This window comes from Streptomyces sp. NRRL S-350 (assembly GCF_000719705.1).
Classification (GTDB): Bacteria; Actinomycetota; Actinomycetes; order Streptomycetales; family Streptomycetaceae; genus Kitasatospora.
On sequence record NZ_JOHO01000005.1, the window covers coordinates 37,373 to 55,034 of the forward strand.

At 74.8% G+C, this 17,662-nt stretch carries 14 protein-coding genes and 2 tRNA genes; 7 read left to right on the forward strand and 9 right to left on the reverse strand.

Features of this window, described 5'->3' with window-relative positions; genetic code table 11:
- Positions 1-16: 16 nt before the first annotated feature.
- A complete protein-coding gene (locus IF30_RS0107055; RefSeq protein WP_030233528.1) occupies positions 17-769 on the forward strand; it encodes a trypsin-like serine peptidase in 753 nt (250 codons plus the stop codon).
- Between the two features lie 137 nt (positions 770-906).
- Here IF30_RS0107055 and IF30_RS0107060 read toward each other — a convergent pair.
- Together IF30_RS0107060 and IF30_RS0107065 are read right to left on the reverse strand one after the other, a co-directional pair.
- A tRNA-Asn gene (locus tag IF30_RS0107060) sits at positions 907-979 on the reverse strand.
- Between the two features lie 62 nt (positions 980-1,041).
- Positions 1,042-1,114 (reverse strand) — tRNA-Asn (locus IF30_RS0107065).
- Between the two features lie 233 nt (positions 1,115-1,347).
- Here IF30_RS0107065 and IF30_RS0107070 point away from each other — a divergent pair.
- From IF30_RS0107070 to IF30_RS0107085, 4 genes are all read left to right on the forward strand, one after another.
- Positions 1,348-1,653: a hypothetical protein gene (locus IF30_RS0107070; RefSeq protein WP_324605621.1), complete on the forward strand. Its 306-nt coding sequence runs from the start codon at positions 1,348-1,350 to the stop codon at positions 1,651-1,653.
- A 167-nt stretch (positions 1,654-1,820) separates the two neighbouring features.
- Positions 1,821-3,254, forward strand: a complete 1,434-nt coding sequence (locus tag IF30_RS0107075) for an FGGY family carbohydrate kinase (RefSeq protein WP_030233534.1) — start codon at positions 1,821-1,823, stop codon at positions 3,252-3,254.
- 102 nt (positions 3,255-3,356) lie between these two features.
- Entirely contained in the window at positions 3,357-4,760 is a 1,404-nt protein-coding gene (locus IF30_RS0107080; protein ID WP_030233537.1) for a glutamate decarboxylase, read from the forward strand.
- 431 nt (positions 4,761-5,191) lie between these two features.
- Entirely contained in the window at positions 5,192-6,325 is a 1,134-nt protein-coding gene (locus IF30_RS0107085; protein WP_030233540.1) for a helix-turn-helix domain-containing protein, read from the forward strand.
- Here IF30_RS0107085 and IF30_RS0107090 read toward each other — a convergent pair.
- From IF30_RS0107090 to IF30_RS0107110, 5 genes are all read right to left on the reverse strand, one after another.
- Positions 6,322-7,539, reverse strand: coding sequence for an RNA polymerase sigma factor (locus IF30_RS0107090; protein WP_107054341.1), 1,218 nt, complete (start codon positions 7,537-7,539; stop codon positions 6,322-6,324). The two genes, IF30_RS0107085 and IF30_RS0107090, sit on opposite strands and share 4 nt — an antisense overlap.
- 145 nt (positions 7,540-7,684) lie before the next feature.
- Entirely contained in the window at positions 7,685-9,592 is a 1,908-nt protein-coding gene (dnaG, locus tag IF30_RS0107095; protein WP_030233545.1) for a DNA primase, read from the reverse strand.
- A 77-nt stretch (positions 9,593-9,669) separates the two neighbouring features.
- A complete protein-coding gene (locus IF30_RS0107100; RefSeq protein WP_030233548.1) occupies positions 9,670-10,977 on the reverse strand; it encodes a deoxyguanosinetriphosphate triphosphohydrolase in 1,308 nt (435 codons plus the stop codon).
- A gap of 128 nt (positions 10,978-11,105) precedes the next feature.
- Positions 11,106-12,122 carry an SGNH/GDSL hydrolase family protein gene (locus IF30_RS0107105; RefSeq protein WP_051709396.1) on the reverse strand — a complete coding sequence of 339 codons (1,017 nt, stop codon included), beginning with the start codon at positions 12,120-12,122 and terminating at the stop codon, positions 11,106-11,108.
- Between the two features lie 196 nt (positions 12,123-12,318).
- Positions 12,319-13,263 (reverse strand): PAC2 family protein, encoded by a 945-nt coding sequence (locus tag IF30_RS0107110; protein ID WP_030233553.1) that lies wholly within the window; start codon positions 13,261-13,263, stop codon positions 12,319-12,321.
- A gap of 645 nt (positions 13,264-13,908) precedes the next feature.
- Between IF30_RS0107110 and IF30_RS0107115 the strand changes: the two genes are divergently transcribed.
- A complete protein-coding gene (locus tag IF30_RS0107115) occupies positions 13,909-14,643 on the forward strand; it encodes a GNAT family N-acetyltransferase (RefSeq protein WP_030233557.1) in 735 nt (244 codons plus the stop codon).
- On the opposite strand, the gene IF30_RS0107120 is transcribed toward IF30_RS0107115, so the two are convergent.
- Positions 14,633-15,889 (reverse strand): ADP-ribosylglycohydrolase family protein, encoded by a 1,257-nt coding sequence (locus IF30_RS0107120; protein WP_063752527.1) that lies wholly within the window; start codon positions 15,887-15,889, stop codon positions 14,633-14,635. The genes IF30_RS0107115 and IF30_RS0107120 overlap by 11 nt on opposite strands.
- A gap of 109 nt (positions 15,890-15,998) precedes the next feature.
- On the opposite strand from IF30_RS0107120, the gene IF30_RS43280 reads away from it, so the two are divergent.
- Positions 15,999-16,994: a hypothetical protein gene (locus IF30_RS43280; RefSeq protein ID WP_051709398.1), complete on the forward strand. Its 996-nt coding sequence runs from the start codon at positions 15,999-16,001 to the stop codon at positions 16,992-16,994.
- A gap of 82 nt (positions 16,995-17,076) precedes the next feature.
- On the opposite strand, the gene IF30_RS0107130 is transcribed toward IF30_RS43280, so the two are convergent.
- A complete protein-coding gene (locus IF30_RS0107130) occupies positions 17,077-17,604 on the reverse strand; it encodes a ribonuclease (protein ID WP_030233566.1) in 528 nt (175 codons plus the stop codon).
- Positions 17,605-17,662: the final 58 nt, after the last annotated feature.

Below are 17,662 nucleotides of genomic sequence, written 5' to 3' on the forward strand. Positions count from 1 at the left end.
ACGAGACGGAGCCCCGATGGCGCCCCGCCAGGTACGGCCCGCGCACCCGGCACGAGCGGCCGCGCTGGCCGTCCTGCTGCTCGCCGCCGGCACCGCGTGCAGCGGTCAGCAGGACGGGGCGCCACCGACCGCCGAGGTCGCGCGGCAGAGCGCCGACCGGGACCGGATCGGCACCCTCTCCATCCACACCGCGCAGGGCCCCCGTGCCTGTACCGCGAGCGTCGTGCAGAGCCCCCGGCACAACCTGCTGGTCACCGCGGCACACTGCGTGCAGAGCCGCCGGATCGGCGTGCTGGGCGGCCTGGTCTTCACGCCGGGCTACCGCAACGGGTCCGCCCCCTACGGGACCTGGCCGGTGCGGACGGTCACCGTCGACCCGCACTGGGCGGCGGACGACGACCCCGAGTACGACGTGGCCTTCGTCACCGTGGGCCCGGTCGACGGCCGACAGGTCGAGGACGCGGTGGGCGGCAACCCGCTCGGCACCGGCCGGGGCTTCGGGCTGCCGGTCTCCGTGACCGGCTACCCGAACGCGAGCGACGAGCCGATCACCTGCGCGGTCCGGACCCGCTCGCACAGCGCCACCCAGGAGCGCTTCGACTGCGGCGGCTACACCGACGGCACCAGCGGCAGCCCGTGGGTGGCCGAGAACGGCGCCGTGGTCGGCGTGATCGGCGGCTACGAGGAGGGCGGCAGCACCTCGGGCACCTCGTACAGCGTCACCTTCGACCAGCGGGTCGCCGACCTCTACCGGGAGGCGACGGCCTGACCCCGGCCCCGGGCGGGCGGCGCGGCCCTCCCCGCCCGGCGCGTTGGCGGACCCGGAACCGCGCGGAGACAACACGAAGGCCCCCCGGTGACCGAGGGGCCTTCGCTCTGAGCAGTCACCGGGCGGGCCCGGTGCAGCTCCCGCAATTGGACTCGAACCAATAACCTGCCGATTAACAGTCGGCTGCTCTGCCAATTGAGCTATGCGGGATCGCGGTACTCGACTTCTGCACCACGGACGGGAGGGGAGCCCCGGAGGGGCCTCGTCCCGAGCTCCCCCAATTGGACTCGAACCAATAACCTGCCGATTAACAGTCGGCTGCTCTGCCAATTGAGCTATGGGGGATCGGCTTCCGCCCCGGCCCCGGTTTCCCGGACTCCGCGGCGCTCGCTGCGGGACATACATTAGCGCACTCGGGGGGGTGGTCCGCCAATCGCTTTCCCAGGCTGCCCCCGGGGTTGCCGCCCGGCGTGCCCCGCGCGCGCCCGGCGCCGTACGCGGGGATGCTGGGGGTCGCGGGACGGTTCGCCGCCCCGACGGACGGGTAGGGCAATGCGGCAGAAGGCCGCCAGGAGAGGGTGGATCCGATCATGTGGAAGCTGTCGTTGACCGCGGGTTTCGCGGCCGGCTACGTCCTGGGCTCGCGGGCCGGGCGCCGGCGCTACGAGCAGATCGCCAAGGTCACCCGTCAGATCGCCCAGAACCCCACGGTGCAGGGCGCGACCGACCGGGCCCGGCAGCAGGCCGGGGCGGTCGCCGGGAAGGCCGCGGGCGCGGTCGCGGACCGCGTCGGCGGCCGGCTGCCGACGGCCGTCACCGACCGGGTGCCGTACTTCAACCGGACCCGGCCGGAGGACGACGGCTGGGGCACCGTCCGCCCGTGACGGGGCGGTGACGCGCAGGGCCCGCCGCCGGGCTCCCGCCGCCACCCCGCGGACGGGAGCCCGGACGACGGGCCCAGGGCAAAGCGCGCCCCAACCGGCGGTCGCGAACCGGCAACGGCTCACCCGGCCCGGACGCGTCCGGGGCCGGGCTGAGGCATGATCTCGACATGGCCATCGTCGCGGGGATAGACAGCTCGACCAGCCGCACCAGGATCGTCGCGTGCGACACGGACACCGGCGCCGTCCTGCGCTCCGGCAAGGCGCCCCACCCTGTCCCCGAGGACCAGGACCTGCGCCCCGGCGAGGCCGACCCGCAGGTCTGGTTGCACTCCCTCGGCGACGCCGCCGCCGGAGGCCTGCTGGAGGGCGTCCGGGCGATCGGCGTCAGCGCCCAGCAGCACGGCATGATCGGCCTGGACGCGGGCGGCGTGCAGGTCCGCCCCGCGATCCTGTGGAACGACCCGCGCTCCAGCGGCGCCGCCGCCAAGCTGCTGGACGCCCTCGGCGGCCCCGCCGCCTGGACCGCCGCGATCGGCGCGGTGCCGGCCCCGACGTACACCATCGCCAAACTGCGCTGGCTGGCCGAGTTCGAGCCGGCCAACGCCCGCCGGGTCGCCGAGGTGCTGCTGCCGCACGACTGGCTGGTCTGGCAGCTGCTCGGCCACCCCAGGCGCCGCACCACCGACCGCGGCGACGCCTCCGGCACCGGCTACTGGTCGCCGATCACCGGCGAGTACCGCCAGGACCTCGTCGAACTCGCGCTCGGCCACGAACTCAGGCTGCCCGACGTCCTTCCGCCCGCCGAGCCCGCCGGGCACACCCCCGAGGGACTGCTGATCTCGGCCGGCACCGGCGACAACATGGCCGCCGCGCTGGGCCTGGGCCTCGGCCCCGGCGATGCGGTGGTCTCGCTCGGCAGCGCCGGGACGATCTTCGCGGTGCACGAGAACGCCGTCGTGGACGCCTCCGGCCTGGTCTCCTCCTTCGCCGACGCCAGCGGCCGGCACCTGCCGATGGTCGCCACCCTCAACGCCGCCCAGGTGCTGCTCTCCACCGCCGCACTGCTCGGCCGCGACCTGGAGGGCCTGAGCGACCTCGCCCTGCACTCCTCGCCCGGCGCGTACGGGCTGGTGCTGCTGCCGTACCTGGACGGCGAGCGGACGCCCGCGCTGCCGCACGCGGCGGGCACCCTGACCGGTCTGCGGGCCGAGGCGATGACCCCCCAGCACCTCGCCCGGGCCGCCGTCGAGGGCATGCTGTGCAACATCGCGGACGCCCTGGACGTGCTGCGCGCCCAGAACGTCGAGGTGAAGCGGGTGTTCCTGCTCGGCACCGCCGGGCGGCTGCCCGCCGTCCGGCACATCGCCCCCATGCTGTTCGGCGTGCCGGTCGTGGTGCCGCCGCCCGGCGCGCACGCCGCCCGCGGAGCCGCCCGGCAGGCCGCCTGGGCCCTGGCGGGCACCCCCGAGCCGCCGGAGTGGGAGCTGCCGGGCGCCGAGACCGTCGAGCCCGACGGGGAGCAGGACCTCGCGATCGGCTCGGCGGTGCGCCAGCAGTACCGGGCCGCCCGCGACCAGGTCCACCCGGAGGCCTCGGCCTGACCGCCCGGCCGCCCGGCCGCCCGCTGTGAAGATGCGTCACCCGGCGCCCGGTGGAAGCGTGGGACGGGACACGGCCACCGACGCGAAGGGCGGCAGGACTCCATGGCGCTGCACAAGGGAGCCGACGACGACCGCCGGCTGAGCATCGGCCCGTTCGCGGCCACCTCCGACCCGCTGGGCTCGATGGAGCTCGCCCCACCGCTGCACCGGCTCGGCGAGGGGCCCGTCCCGGCCGAGACCGCGTACCAGCTGATCCACGACGAGCTGATGCTGGACGGCAACGCCAGGCTCAACCTCGCCACCTTCGTCACCACGTCGATGGAGACGCAGGCCACCCGGCTGATGACCGAGTGCCTCGACAAGAACATGATCGACAAGGACGAGTACCCGCAGACCGCCGAACTGGAGCGGCGCTGCGTGGCGATCCTCGCCGACCTCTGGCACGCCCCCGACCCGGACACCGCGATCGGCTGCTCCACCACCGGCTCCAGCGAGGCCTGCATGCTGGCCGGCATGGCGCTCAAGCGCCGCTGGATGCGCCGCAACCCCGAGCGCTACGCGGCCGGGGCCCGGCCCAACCTGGTGATGGGCGTCAACGTGCAGGTGTGCTGGGAGAAGTTCTGCACCTTCTGGGAGGTCGAGGCGCGCACCGCACCCATGGAGGGCGAACGCTTCCACCTCGACGCCGAGCGGGCCGTCGCCCTCTGCGACGAGGACACCATCGGCGTGGTCGGCATCCTCGGCTCCACCTTCGACGGCTCGTACGAGCCGATCGCGGAGATCTGCGCGGCCCTGGACGCGTTCCAGGAACGCACCGGCATCGACGTCCCGGTGCACGTGGACGGCGCCTCCGGCGGCATGGTGGCGCCCTTCCTCGACCCCGAGCTGGCCTGGGACTTCCGACTCCCCCGGGTCGCCTCGATCAACACCTCCGGCCACAAGTACGGCCTGGTCTACCCGGGCGTGGGCTGGGCACTGTGGCGCGACCGGGCGGCGCTCCCGGAGGAACTGGTCTTCCGGGTCAACTACCTCGGCGGCGAGATGCCGACCTTCGCGCTCAACTTCTCCCGGCCCGGCGCGGAGGTGATCGCCCAGTACTACGTCCTGCTGCGGCTCGGCCGGGCGGGCTTCCGGGCCGTCCAGGGCGCCTGCCGCGAGGTCGCCACCTACCTGGCCGGGGAGATCGGCAAACTGGACTGCTTCCGGCTGCTGACCGACGGCGACCAGCTACCCGTGTTCGCCTTCACCACCGACGGCGACGTCCCGTTCGACGTGTTCGACGTCTCACGGCGGCTGCGCGAGCGCGGCTGGCAGGTGCCCGCGTACAAGTTCCCCGCGAACCGGGAGGACCTGGCGGTGCTGCGGGTGGTGTGCCGCAACGGCTTCTCCCGGGACCTCGCGGACCTGCTGCTGAACGACCTCCACCGGCTGCTGCCGGAGCTGCGGCGCCAGCCCGTCCCGCTCAAGGAGTTCGGCGTGCCGGCCCGGTCGGCCTTCCACCACTGACGACGGCGTCCACGGCCGGGAGCCGCCCGCCCGTGGACGCCGCCACGACGGGAGGGTGCGGTGAAGCACCCTCCCGTCGGGTGTCCCGGACGGCCGGGGCAGCCTCCCCCCGCGAGGCTGCCCCGGCCCGTGGGGGAAATCCGGGACCGGATGCCGGACCCGACGACGGCTGACCGGTCGGGTCCGAACCAGGCTGCCGGGCAGCGAAGCGCACCGGCCGGGCAACTCTGCACGACGAACGCATGACCATTCGAGGGTTCCCGGGGGTTGTGAGACACTTCCGTCCGTCTCAACGCCATGACCTGGGGTTTGGGAGGCCGCTGCGCCGAGGTTGGAGAAGGGGGAGACAACCGGACGGCCCCGGCCGGGCCCCGTCACCCGCCCGCCCCCGTCCCGGTCCCCGTCCCCCGTTCGTGACTTGGAGCACCGCAGTGGGTTCCGTCTGGAAGCAGCTGCCCGAGGAGCTGTCCGAGCCCGCCCGACACCTGGCGGAGGAGCTCCGGGCCATCAAGGATGCCGCCGGGCTCTCGCTGTCCGAGCTGGCCACGCGCACCCACTACAGCCGGGCCTCCTGGGAGCGCTGGCTGAACGGCAAGCGGGTGGTCACCGAGCAGGCCCTGGAAGCGCTGATCCGGGCGGTGGACTGCGACGCGGCGGAGCTGCGCCGGCGGTGGCGGCAGGCGGTGGAGCCGACCGACGAGCCGGCCGTCGGGGCGGACGGTGCCCGGGCACCGTCCGCCGTCGACTCCGAGGAGGCCGCCCCGGCGGAGACCGGGACGCGGTCGGAGGAGCCCGCTCCGGGCGAGACCGCTCCGGGGGAGACCGGAACCCCTCCGGAGGAGCCCGCCCCGGCGGAGGCCGGGACCGACGGTGCGGTGGCCGAGGAAGCCCCCGAGCCCGCCCGCGCCGTCTGGCGCCGGCGTCCGGCGGCACTGCTCTCCGTGGCGGCCGTACTGGCTCTCCTGCTGGTGCTGGTCGGCCTGCGGATCTCCCGGCACGACGGGCAGGCCTCGGCGGCCGCCGAACCCTCCCCGACCGCCGAAGCGACCTCCGCTGCCAAGCCCGACCCGACCGAACCCGCCTGCCAGGCCGTCGGCTGCGCGCACAAGGACCCGAAGACCACCGGCTGCGGCAAGGACGCCCGGACACTGCAGACCCAGGTGATCGGCAAGGTCGTCGTCTACCTCCGGTACAGCCAGACCTGCCGGGCCGCCTGGGCGGCGATCACCGAGGGCGAGCCGAAGGACTACGCGACGATCACCGACGGCGTCGGCGACAGCGAGACGGCGCTCATCCACTGGGGTTACGACAACTACTCGCCGATGTTGAACGCGGCGGACCCGGCCGCCGTCTTCAAGGTCTGCGGCTACCAGCCGGCCGGGCACGACTGCACCGCGGCCGTCTCCGACCCGGCCTCGGTGGTGGCCTCCACCCCGATCCCGATCGGCCCCGCCTCGCCGCCCCCGGGCACGGGTGGGGAGGCGGCGACGACCGCACCGGCGGCCACGGCCACCACGGCACCGGCGACCGCACCGGCCACGGCCATCGCGCCGGGGCCGTCCTAGTCGAGGTAGCCGCGCAGCTGGTCGGCGAAGGCGTGGTCGCGGAGCTTGACCAGCGTCTTCGACTCGATCTGCCGGATCCGCTCCCGCGTCACACCGAACACCGCGCCGATTTCCTCCAGCGTCCGCGGGCGGCCGTCGTCCAGCCCGTAGCGGAGCTGGACGACCTGGCGTTCCCGTTCGCCCAGGGTGGCCAGCACCGCGTCGAGGTGCCGGCGCAGCAGCAGGAAGGTCGCGGATTCGGCGGGTGAGGCGGCATCGGCGTCCTCGATCAGGTCGCCGAGCGCGACGTCGTCCTCCGCGCCCACCGGGGTGTGCAGCGAGACGGGCTCCTGGGCCAGCCGGAGCAACTCCCGCACCCGCTCCTCGGTCAGGTCCAGGGCCGCGGCGATCGCGGCGGCCGTCGGCTTCACGCCGCGCTCCTGCAGCAGGCCCCGCTGCACCCGGACCACCCGGTTGATCAGCTCGACCACGTGCACCGGCACCCGGATCGTCCGGGCCTGGTCGGCCAGCGCCCGGCTCATCGACTGCCGGATCCACCAGGTCGCGTACGTGGAGAACTTGTAGCCGCGGGTGTAGTCGAACTTCTCCACCGCCCGGATCAGGCCCAGGTTGCCCTCCTGGACCAGGTCCAGCAGGGTCAGCCCACGGCCGACGTAGCGCTTGGCGACGGAGACGACGAGTCGCAGGTTGGCCTCGATCAGCCGGCGTTTGGCGATCCGACCGCGCACCACCAGGGTGTCCAGTTCGGCAGCCAGGGGGTCGGCCGGCGTCGGGTGGCCGTTCAGCCGCTCCTCGGCGAACAGGCCGGCCTCCACCCGGCGGGCCAGCTCGACCTCCTCCGCGGCGGTGAGCAGCCGGATCCGGCCGATCTCGCGCAGGTACTGACGCAGCAGGTCGGCGGCCGGGCCGCCCTCGGTCGGGGCGCGGCGCTCGTCCGCCGCGCCGGCGTCCACATCGGCGTCCGGGTCGGTGTCGATGTCCGGGTCGGCGTCGGTGTCCGGGTCGGTGGCCGCGTCGGGCTCGGGGTCCGGGCGCTCCGGGCGTTCCGGTCTGTCCGGGTGGCCCTCCGGCAGTCCCTGGGTGGGGATCCTCGCGCCGTCCGGGGGCGCCGACCCGGCCCGGCCGTGGTCGGCGTCCTGTTCCCCGGCCTGTCCGGCGGTTTCCGCGCTCGTACTGGTGGTGGTCGCTGCGGCGAGGCCTTGCTCCACGGGCATCCCCTCGGGGCGGGCGCGACTCTGGCGGACCCGCGCTGGTGGGAGGTGGGACGCCTTCCAGTGTGCGGTACGCCACGCTCCGTGGCCGAGACTCGTGCGCCGACTTTCTGCCCGGCGGCGCTCCGAGCGCCGGCTCGGCGGCGCGCTACAGCGCCGCGGCGCCCTGGCTGCGCAGCTGCTGGCCGTACTGCTGGAGTTGCCACAACTCGGTCTGCACCGCGTGCAGTTGCTCGGCGTCGGCGCGGGGGCCGAGCCGCTGGAGGTAGCCGCGGACCTCGGCGACCCGGCGGTCCACGGCCAGCAGCCGCAGCTTGACCAGGAACTCGCCCGCGTAGATCGCGTCCGCCTTGCGGCGCGACCGGACCGGCTCGACGGTCAGCTCGGTGACCAGCGAGCGCACCTGGTCGTCCGGGGCCGCCTCGCGCACCGCGCTGGTGAAGTCCGGCAGGGTCGCCCCGTAGGCGGCGCCGCCCGCCTTCGCGATGGCCTGGCGGACGGCGGTGTACGGGGGGGTCGGGAACTCGTCGTCCCCGTAGTGGTCGAAGGCCGGGCTGACCAGGTCCGGGTGCTGCAGCGCCAGTTTGAGCAGCTCGCGCTCGACGAACTGGGCCGGGTCGCGCGGGTTGAGCCGGAAGGCGGGCTGCACGGGGCGCGCCGGCTGCGCCGGCTCCGGGCGGCGTTGGGCGGCGCCACCGCGCGGGTTCTGCTGGCGTTCGCGGTCCCAGCGGGCCAGCTGGGAGATCCGGCGGACGACGAACTGCTCGTCCAGGATGCCGAGCATGCCGGCCAGGCGGACGGCGTACTCGTGCTGGATCGAGCGGTCCTTGATCTTGGCGACGATCGGGGCCGCCTCCTCCAGCGCCGCCGAACGCCCCTCCGGGGTGTCCACCCGGTGCCGGGCCACCACCGAGGTCAGCGCGAACTCGAACAGCGGGACGGGGTTGTCGATCAGCAGCCGGACCGCCTCGTCCCCCTGGGCGAGGCGCAGTTCGCACGGGTCCATGCCGCCGGGGCTGACCGCGATGGAGGTCTTGGCCGCGAACTTCTGGTCGTCCTCGAAGGCGCGCAGGGCGGCCTTCTGCCCGGCCGCGTCGCCGTCGAAGGTGAAGACCGTCTCGCCCCGGTACTGCGAGGTGTCCATCAGCAGCCGACGGATGATCTTGATGTGGTCCTCGGCGAACGCGGTGCCGCAGGTGGCCACCGCCGAGGTGACCCCGGCCAGGTGGCAGGCCATCACGTCGGTGTAGCCCTCGACCACCACCGCCCGGCCCGACTTGGCGATCTCCTTCTTCGCCAGGTCGATGCCGTACAGCACGTGGGACTTCTTGTAGATCGGCGTCTCGGGGGTGTTCAGGTACTTCGGGCCGTTGTCGTCCTCGCGCAGACGGCGGGCACCGAAACCGACCACCTCGCCCGCGATGTCCCGGATCGGCCAGACCAGCCGGCCCCGGAAGCGGTCGGTCAGGCCGCCGCGCTGGCCCTGCGAGGCCAGGCCGCCGAGCAGGATCTCCTTGTCGGTGAAGCCCTTGCCGCGCAGGTAGCGGACCAAGTGCTCCCAGCCGACCGGGGCGTAGCCGACGCCGAAGGTCCTCGCCGCCTCCTCGTCGAAGCCGCGCTCGGCCAGGAAGCGGCGGCCGATCTCCGCCTCCGGCGAGGCCAGCTGCTCCTGGTAGTAGGCGGCGGCCACCTTGTGCGCCTCGACCAGTCTGGTGCGCTCGCCCTGCTGGTGGCGGGGGCTGTAGCCGCCCTCCTCGTAGCGCAGGGTGATGCCCGCCTGGGCGGCCATCCGCTCGACGGCCTCGGCGAAGGTGAAGTGCTCGATCTTCATCAGGAAGGCGATGGTGTCGCCGTTCTCCTGGCAGCCGAAGCAGTGGAAGACGCCCTTGGCGGGGTTCACGTAGAAGGAGGCGGACTTCTCGTCGTGGAAGGGGCAGACGCCCTTGTACTCACCGCCGCCACCGTTGGTGAGCTGTACGTAGTCGCCGACCACCGCGTCGATCGGCAGTGCGCTGCGCACCGCCTGTACGTCTTCGTCCCTGATCCGCCCGGCCACCCCGGAAGTCTACTGGGGTGGCCGGGCTTTCCGACCGGGCGTGGTGCCCGGGGCACCGCCCCGCCCCCCGCCGGCTGTCAGGCCCAGGCCGCGCCGACCAGCTTGGCGTGCAGGGCCAGGGCCGAGGCGTCGGTCAGGGTGGCGATCTGGTCGATGACCGTGCGGAGGGCGGCGCGGTCGTCCTCGGCCTCGCGGTACATGTCGGCGAACACCGGATCCAGGCCGTCGGGGGCGTTCCGGGTGAGGACCTGCGCCAGCTCGGCGATCACGATCCGCTGGCGGGCCCGCAGCTGGGCCTGCTCGTCGCGCTGCATGACGAAGCGGACCGCGACCGCCTTGAGCACCGCGCACTCCAGCCGCACCTCGCGCGGCACCACCAGCTCCGCCGCGTAGCGGGTGAGCCGGCCGGGGCCGTAGCGGGCGCGGGTGGCCTGCTCGGCGGCCAGGCAGAAGCGGCCGATCAGCTGGCTGGTGAGGTCCTTGAGCCCGGCGCGGGCGCGCGCGGTGCCGTCGTACGAGCGGGGCCACCACTCCTGGGCGAGCAGCCGGTCCAGGGCGGCGGCCAGCTCCTCCGGTTCGGCGTCGCGGGCGTAGCGCTCGGCGACCTTGAAGAGTTCGGCGCGCTCGCTCGGGGCGCGCAGGGCGGCCGGGTCGAGGTGGCCGGCCTGGAGGCCGTCCTCGACGTCGTGGGTGGAGTAGGCCACGTCGTCGGACCAGTCCATCACGGTGGCCTCGAAGCACTTGCGCCCGGCCGGGGAGCCGGCCCGCAGCCAGCGGAAGACCGGCAGGTCGTCGGCGTAGACGCCGTACTTGGGCGACTGCGGGTCGGCGGGGTGGGCGCCCTTGGTCCACGGGTACTTGGTGGCGGCGTCGAGCGCGGCGCGGGTCAGGTTGAGCCCGACGCTGCGGCCGGGCCAGGGGGCGAGCCGGGTCGAGGGCTCGTCCTGGAGGGCGAAGCGCTTGGGTTCGAGCCGGGTGAGGATGCGCAGCGACTGGGCGTTGCCCTCGAAGCCGCCGCACGCCTCGGCGGCCTGGTCGAGGGCCTCCTCGCCGGTGTGGCCGAAGGGCGGGTGGCCGATGTCGTGGGCCAGGCAGGCGGTCTCCACCAGATCCGGGTCGCACCCCAGGGCCGCGCCCAACTCCCGTCCGACCTGGGCGCATTCGAGGGAGTGGGTGAGCCTGGTCCGCGGGAAGTCGCTGCGCATCGGGGCGACCACCTGGGTGGTGCCGGCCAGCCTGCGCAGCGCCGCCGAGTGCAGCACCCGGGCGCGGTCGCGCTGGAACGCCGTACGGCCCGGGCGCTTGTCGGGTTCGGGGACCCAGCGGGCCTCGGCGGCGTGGTCGTACGGGATCGGGGCGGCGAGGCGGTACGCGGTGTCATCCATATGGTCCTCACGGTACGCCGCGCCCCCGACACGCGGGGTGTGCCGCGCGCGAAGGGGCGCGGGCCGGGGCGTGAACGCCGCGCGGCCCGCGGGCGGCCGCCCCGGTGGGTCCGCCCCACCCGGACGGCTCAGCCCCGGAGCGCCTTGAGGACGACTCCGGCCACCGCCTCCTGGCCCCTGGCGTTGGGGTGGATCGGCGCCAGGCCCCGGCTCGGGAACGGCGGCTCGATCCAGCGCTCGTCCTCGCCCGCGCACATGTCGTGCCCGGCCGAGGCTCCGGCGGTGTCCACGAACACCGCGCCGGCGGCCTGGGCCCGCTTCCTGAGCATGCCGTTGAGCTGCTGCTCCTTCTCGCCGAGGAAGCCGAGATCGGGCCCGGCCAGGGCGGTGCCGAGCACCGGCAGGCAGCTCGCCGGGTCGGCGGGGAACAGCGTGGGGTACCCGATCACGTACACCCGGGCCTGCGGGGAGCGGCGCTTGATGTCCTGGAGGACCCGGCCGAGCCGGTCGCCGACCGCGTCCACCTTGCGCTGGACCTCGTCGGTGCCGTCGCCGGCCGAGTAGTGGTCGCGGCAGGGCGAGGCGGCGCGGGTCTGCTTGACCGCGCTCTTCACCGCGTCCACCAGGTTGTCCTTGGCGCACTGGACGACGACGTCCGTGAAGCCCGCGTCGTTGCCGCCGATCCCGACGGTGACCAGCCGGGTGTCCGGGGTCAGCGCCTCCAGCTGGGCCGGGTTGGTGCCGTCGCCGGTGTCCTGCGGCGCCGTCAGGTCCCCGGTGCGGGCCCCGCTGCAGCTGGCGTCGTGGAACTGCGCGGCGGCCAGGCCGAGCTCCTTGGCCACCAGGGACGGGTAGTTGGCCCCGGAGCGGGAGCAGCCGCGCGGCTCGCCGGTCAGCGGGGGAATGCGGATCCCGGCGGTGTACGAGTCGCCGAGCGCGACGTACGGACCGGCGGGTGGCGGTGTGGGAGTCGGCGACGGGGCCGCGCCGGACTGGACGGCACCGGCCTGGGCCGGGCCGGGCACGGCGCCCGCGAAGCCCTGCCCCCGGCCGGTGTCCGAACCCCCCGCGCCGGTGCAGCCCGCCAGCAGCAGCGCGGCCAGCCCGGCCGTCAGGGCGACGGTCGGGCGTGTGGTCCTGGGCATGGCATCCCCCCGGGGGTACGACGGGTCACGGTCGGCTCCTTGCGGCAGCCCGTCCCCCGGGCACCTCCGGCTCCAACGAACGGCCTCCGGCGATGGCTCCCGGTTCGGAGCGGCCGTCGGGGAAAGCCCTGGGAAAGTTGTCCGGAAAGCCCCGGGAGAGAGGAGGGCACCTACGCTGCGGCGTCGATCCGCGTCGTCACTCCGCGCCGCGCTCGTGCTCGGCCAGGAACTGCTCGAAGCGGCGGCCCAGTTCGTCCGCCGAGGGCAGGTCCGCCGGCTCGGCCAGCAGGCTCTCACGGCCCTCGGCGCCCGCCACCGCGTCGTACTGGCCCTCCATGCCGCGGATCGCCGAGCGCAGCTCGCCGTCCCCCTGCGTCAGCTGCTCCTCGATGTCGGCGTAGACCTCGCCGACCCGCTCGCGCAGCCGGGTGCCGGGCAGCACCAGGCCGGTGGCGGACTGCACCGCCTCCAGGATCAGCACGGCCGCCGCCGGGTAGGCCGAGCGAGCCACGTAGTGCGGGACGTGCACGGCGAAGCCCAGCACATCGTGCCCGGCCTCGGCCAGCCGGTACTCCAGCAGCGCCTGCGCGCTGCCCGGGACCTGGGCCTGCTCGAACCACTGGGGGTACCCCGGCGCGAGGTCGAGCCGGTTGCCGTGCGGCGTGAGGCCGACCGGGCGGGTGTGCGGCACGCCCATCGGGATGCCGTGGAAGTCGACCGTGAGCCGGACCTCCAGGCGCTCCACCAGCTCGCGGACGGCGCGCGCGAAGCGCTCCCACTCCACGTCCGGCTCGGGGCCGGTGAGCAGCAGGAACGGCGCGCCCGCGGCGTCGTGGACGAGCTGGAGCAGGATCTCCGGCGGGTCGTAGGACGTCCAGTGGTCGCGGTCGAAGAGCATCGCCGGGCGGCGCGCCCGGTAGTCGACCAGCCGGTCGTGGTCGAAACGGGCCACCACCTGCGGCGATCCCGTCTCCAGCAGGTGCGCCACCACCTGGCCGCCGGCGTCCCCGGCGTCCATGAAGCCCTCGAAGTGGTGGAGCAGCACCAGGCCGGCACCGGTGTCGCGCAACTGCGCGTTGGCCGTGGCCACCGCGGCCACGCCCTGCTGATCCAGCTCGTACAACGCCTGGAAGTCACGCACCGCGCACCCAACCCCGTTCTCTGCTCGTCCCGGCCGACCGGCTTCTCGTCCTGTGCAGCGTGCCCGGCGCCGCCGGAATTCCCGCCACGCCGGACGAGCCGCCCGGCGGCCCTTTCCGCCCCTGCGGACCATGATCGCACCCGATGGAGAAGTGCCTGGTCACAGGCCCGGGCGGGACCGGTCCCGGACCCTCGGGAACGGCCCGCGCGGCCATTCGCGTGCCGCGAAGTGACGCACCGCCTTCTGGCGGGTATCGTCCTCTCGCTGCCTCGCATCGTCGCGTCGTCGTCACGTCGTTCGTAACGCCGTCGGCCACGTCCCGGTCCGGTGCTCGGCCAGTCACCCACGACGCATCTTGCCTTCACCTGGCCGCCTGCTTCCCTTCGCGCTCTCGTTTCCTCCTCGGCCATTTCGCGGACGCACACTGTCCCCTCGCTCTTCCCGCCGGACCGGTCCGAGGACCCGTGTCCGTTCCGGCACCCGCGCCGCCCGTTCCGGGCCGCCGCCCCCCGCCCAGCCCGACCGGATCCTCCGGCGTGCGCGGCCACCCGGCGGACGGATCCGGACCGGGGCGAAGTCCCCCGCACCCCGTGCCGCACCCCGGCCCGGGAGGCATCCTCCGACCGATGAAGGACCGAAGGTTCCGTGCCAGTACCTGTCATCCTCACCGGCCGCACCGTGCGGCTGGAGCCCCTCGCCGCGCACCACGCCGAGGCCATCGCCAAGGCCGGCGCCGAGGACCGTACGACCTACGCCTTCACCCCCGTCCCCCACGGCCTGGAAGCGGCCCGCGACTACATCGCGCGGGCTCTCGCCGACCAGGCCGCGGGACGGTCGCTGCCGTTCGCGACGGTGAACGTCGCCGACGGCCGGGTGGTCGGCTCGACCCGGTTCCTGGAACTGGACTACTGGCAGGGCCCGATGGTGTGGCCGCCGGTGCCCGGCGTGCCGTTCGGCGATCCGGCCACGGCCGTCCCGGACGCCGCCGAGATCGGCAACACCTGGCTCTCGCCGCGCGCCCAGGGCACCGGCATCAACACCGAGGCCAAGCTGCTGATGCTGCGCCACGCCTTCGAGACCTGGGGCGTGCAGCGGATCTCGCTGCGCGCGGACGCCCGCAACCAGCGCTCCCGCGCCGCCATCGAGCGGCTGGGAGCGACGGCCGAGGGCGTGCGCCGGGCCCACTCGCGCGGGCTGGACGGGGTGGTGCGCTCCACCGCGTTCTACTCGATCCTCGACACCGAGTGGCCGGCCGTCCGGGACATCATCGAGCTGCGGATCGCCGCCGCCACCTCGCCGAGCGCCCCGGATCCGGCGATCAACCAGGAGTGCCTTAGACAGGGCGGCAGCGGCGCCGGGCAGCTGATGGTCAGGGCCTGAGGGAGCCCCGCCCGCCGTCGGCGGCGTCCCCCAGGATCCGGCCGAGGAGGTCCGGGCCCTCGTCCGCATCCGGCGGGAACCGGGTCGGGGCCGCCTCGGCGACGGCGGACACCGGCCGCCAACCGTTGCGCACGCGGGCGACCGTCACCTCCCAGCGGGCCGGTCCCCCCGGACGGCACAGCCGGAGGGTGCCCTCGTGGGTGTGGGCCCGCCAGCGGTGGACCGCCGCATCGGCACCGGACCCGGTCCGGATGCGCTGCCACTGCCCGTCGGTCCACACCACCTCGGGGACCGGGCACGGACGCGGCACCAGCATCCCCTCACCGCCCCGGCCGTCGGGGACGCTGCCCGGCTCCGGGAACGCCCAGCCGGGCAGCGGCTCCCGCGCGGCCGTCCAGGCGGCCGGGATGCCGCGCGCGCCGGTGCGGGCCGCGACCACTCCCCCGGTGATCGCCGCGACGGTGTCCATGTCGCCGCCCGCCGCGATCGCCTCCCACACGGCGGCCGGGTAGTCGGTCAGTCGGCGCGCGGCGCACCACAGCGCGTACGGGACGGTGTCGGCGGCCGACGTCCGACTGCCGTTGCCGAGGACACCGGCGGCGACCCGCGGGTCCGGTTCGGCGAGCAGGCCGATCGCCTCGGCCAGGCCGTCGTGGACGGCGCCCGGCGGGGTGTGGCGGGCGACCGCGCCCAGGAAGGACTCCGGGGTCATGGCCGCCGTCCGGGTCCGGACCGCGTACGCGGCGGCCACCGCGACGGCGATCGCGCCGTCCACCGCCTGCGGGTGGGTGTGGGTGGTCACCGCCGTCCGCGCAGCCTGCCGGACGGCCTCGTCCGGGTCGTCGGCGTGGGCGGCCCCGAGCGGGGCGACACGCATCGCGGCGCCGTTGCCGTACGAGCCCTGGCCGTCGAAGAGTTCGGCGGCCAGCCGCTTCGCGTCGCCGCCCTCCCGGACCAGCCGCAGCATCCGGTTGGCGGCCGGGCCGTAGCCGCGGTCGAAGTCGTGGCGCACGGCGAAGGCGTGGGTGAGGTCGAAGGTGTCGATCGCGCCGCGCTCGGTGTGGGCGGCGTACACCGAGCAGGCCATCTCGGTGTCGTCGGTCCACGGCCACGGGCCGGGTGGTTCGGTGCGGGCGGCGAGGTGGGTACGGGCGGTTTCCGGGACGAAGAACTGGGCGCCGAGGGCGTCGCCGACGGAGAGGCCGTCGAGTGCGTCGAGCGCGGGGCCGGTGTGTGGAGTGGTCATGTGGGGGCCAGCTCAACCGCTCGGCCGCCGGTTCGTCAACACGTTTGCCGGGCAGCCCCCGACGGGGGATGTTCCGCATACCCCCGATCCGGGCGGGCAGCACCCTGGCATGACCCGCGCGAACCCGCTCGACCCGGTCGCCCTGCTCGGCGCCGACCAGCAGCACATCGCCACCCGGGCGCAGCTGCGCCGACTCGGGGTGCCCTCCGGCACGATCGCCCACCGGCTGCGCCCGGGCGGGCCCTGGCAGCAGGTGCTGCCCCGGGTGATCTGCCTGCAGAGCGGGCGGCTGACGCCGCATCAGCGACTGCGGGCGGCGCTCGCGTACGCGGGCCCGAAGGGGAGCGAGCCGCGGGCCGGGGAGGTGCTGCTGACCGGCTTCGCCGTGCTGTCCGACGCCGGGCTGCCGAGCGCCGGGCACCCCGCCGACCTCGACTCGGTGGATGTCCTGGTCCCACGTCAACGCCGGGTCTGCGACCGGGGGTTCGTCAGGATCCACCGGTCGTCGGGGGCGATGCCGGGCGGGTTCGAGCGGGACGACGGGCTGTGGAGCACCACGGTCGCGCGGGCCCTGGCGGACCTCGCGCCGCGGGAGAGCGGGCAGCGCCGGTTCCGCGCGCTGTGCGCCGAGGCCGTCCAGCGGCGGCACTGCGAACTGGGCGAACTGCTCGACCAGTTGCTGGCGAGGCCGGGCGCGCTCGGGCTGCCGCACGTGGCCCGGGTGGTGGAGGACCTGACCGCCGGGGTGCGTTCGGTGGTCGAGGGCGAGGCCCGGCGGCTGCTGGCGCACGCGGGCCTGCCCGAACCGCTGTGGAACCCGGTGCTCTTCCTCGACGGCCGCTTCCTCGCCGTCCCGGACGCCTTCTGGCCGCACGCCGGTGTCGCGCTGGAGATCGACTCCCGTGCCTGGCACCTGCGCCCGGCCGACCACGAACGCGGCCTGGCCCGCGCCAACCGCCTCACCGCCGTGGGCCTCCCGGTGGTCCGCACCACGCCGGTCCAGCTCCGCCGCGATCCGACGCCGGTCCTGCACGAGCTGACCGCCCTGGTCACCACCGGCCCGCACGGCCCCCACGCCCGGATCACCTGGCGCCGGGCGAGATGAGCGCGGGGCCATGCGGGCGGGGCCGTGCGGGCGGGGGCCGTGCGGGCGGGGGCCGTGTCGGCAGGGGCTCAACAGCGGAGGCTCAACAGCGGGGATCGATCTCCTGGAAGGTCGCGTAGTGGTCCCCGGACCAGTACTCCTCGCCGGAGTTGCCGGTGACCACGCGGCGGGTGCCGCGGTCGTCCGAGCCCGGGGTGACCACGGTGTACTCGTGGTAGTAGCCGCCGGCCTTCTTGGGGAGGCGGCTCTCGCGGTTCTCGAAGACGATGCCGTCGCGGCTGTAGGGGTAGGGGCCGCCCTTGGCGATCAGGCCGACGGTGTCCTGGGCCTGGCTGGGGAGCTTGGTGAGGCAGACGTCGGCCAGTGCGGGATCGGCGGGAACCCAGGTGCCGGCCGGGGCGGACGGGCCGCCGCGCGGCGGGGACGGCTTGGGTGCCGAGGGCTTGGGGCCCGAGGTCCCGGACGTCGAAGGACCTGCGGCGGCGGCCGTGGGACTCGCGGCTGCCTTGGGGTGGCCGCTCCCCTTGTCCGCGAGGAGGTACCCGGCTCCGGCCATGACCGCCAGGATCAGCACGGCCACGACGACGAGCGGGTTTTTGCGACTGGTCATGCGCACCAGCTTGGCAGGCGGCCGGGCCCGGTCCGGCGGGTCGGGGGCGTGGCCACGG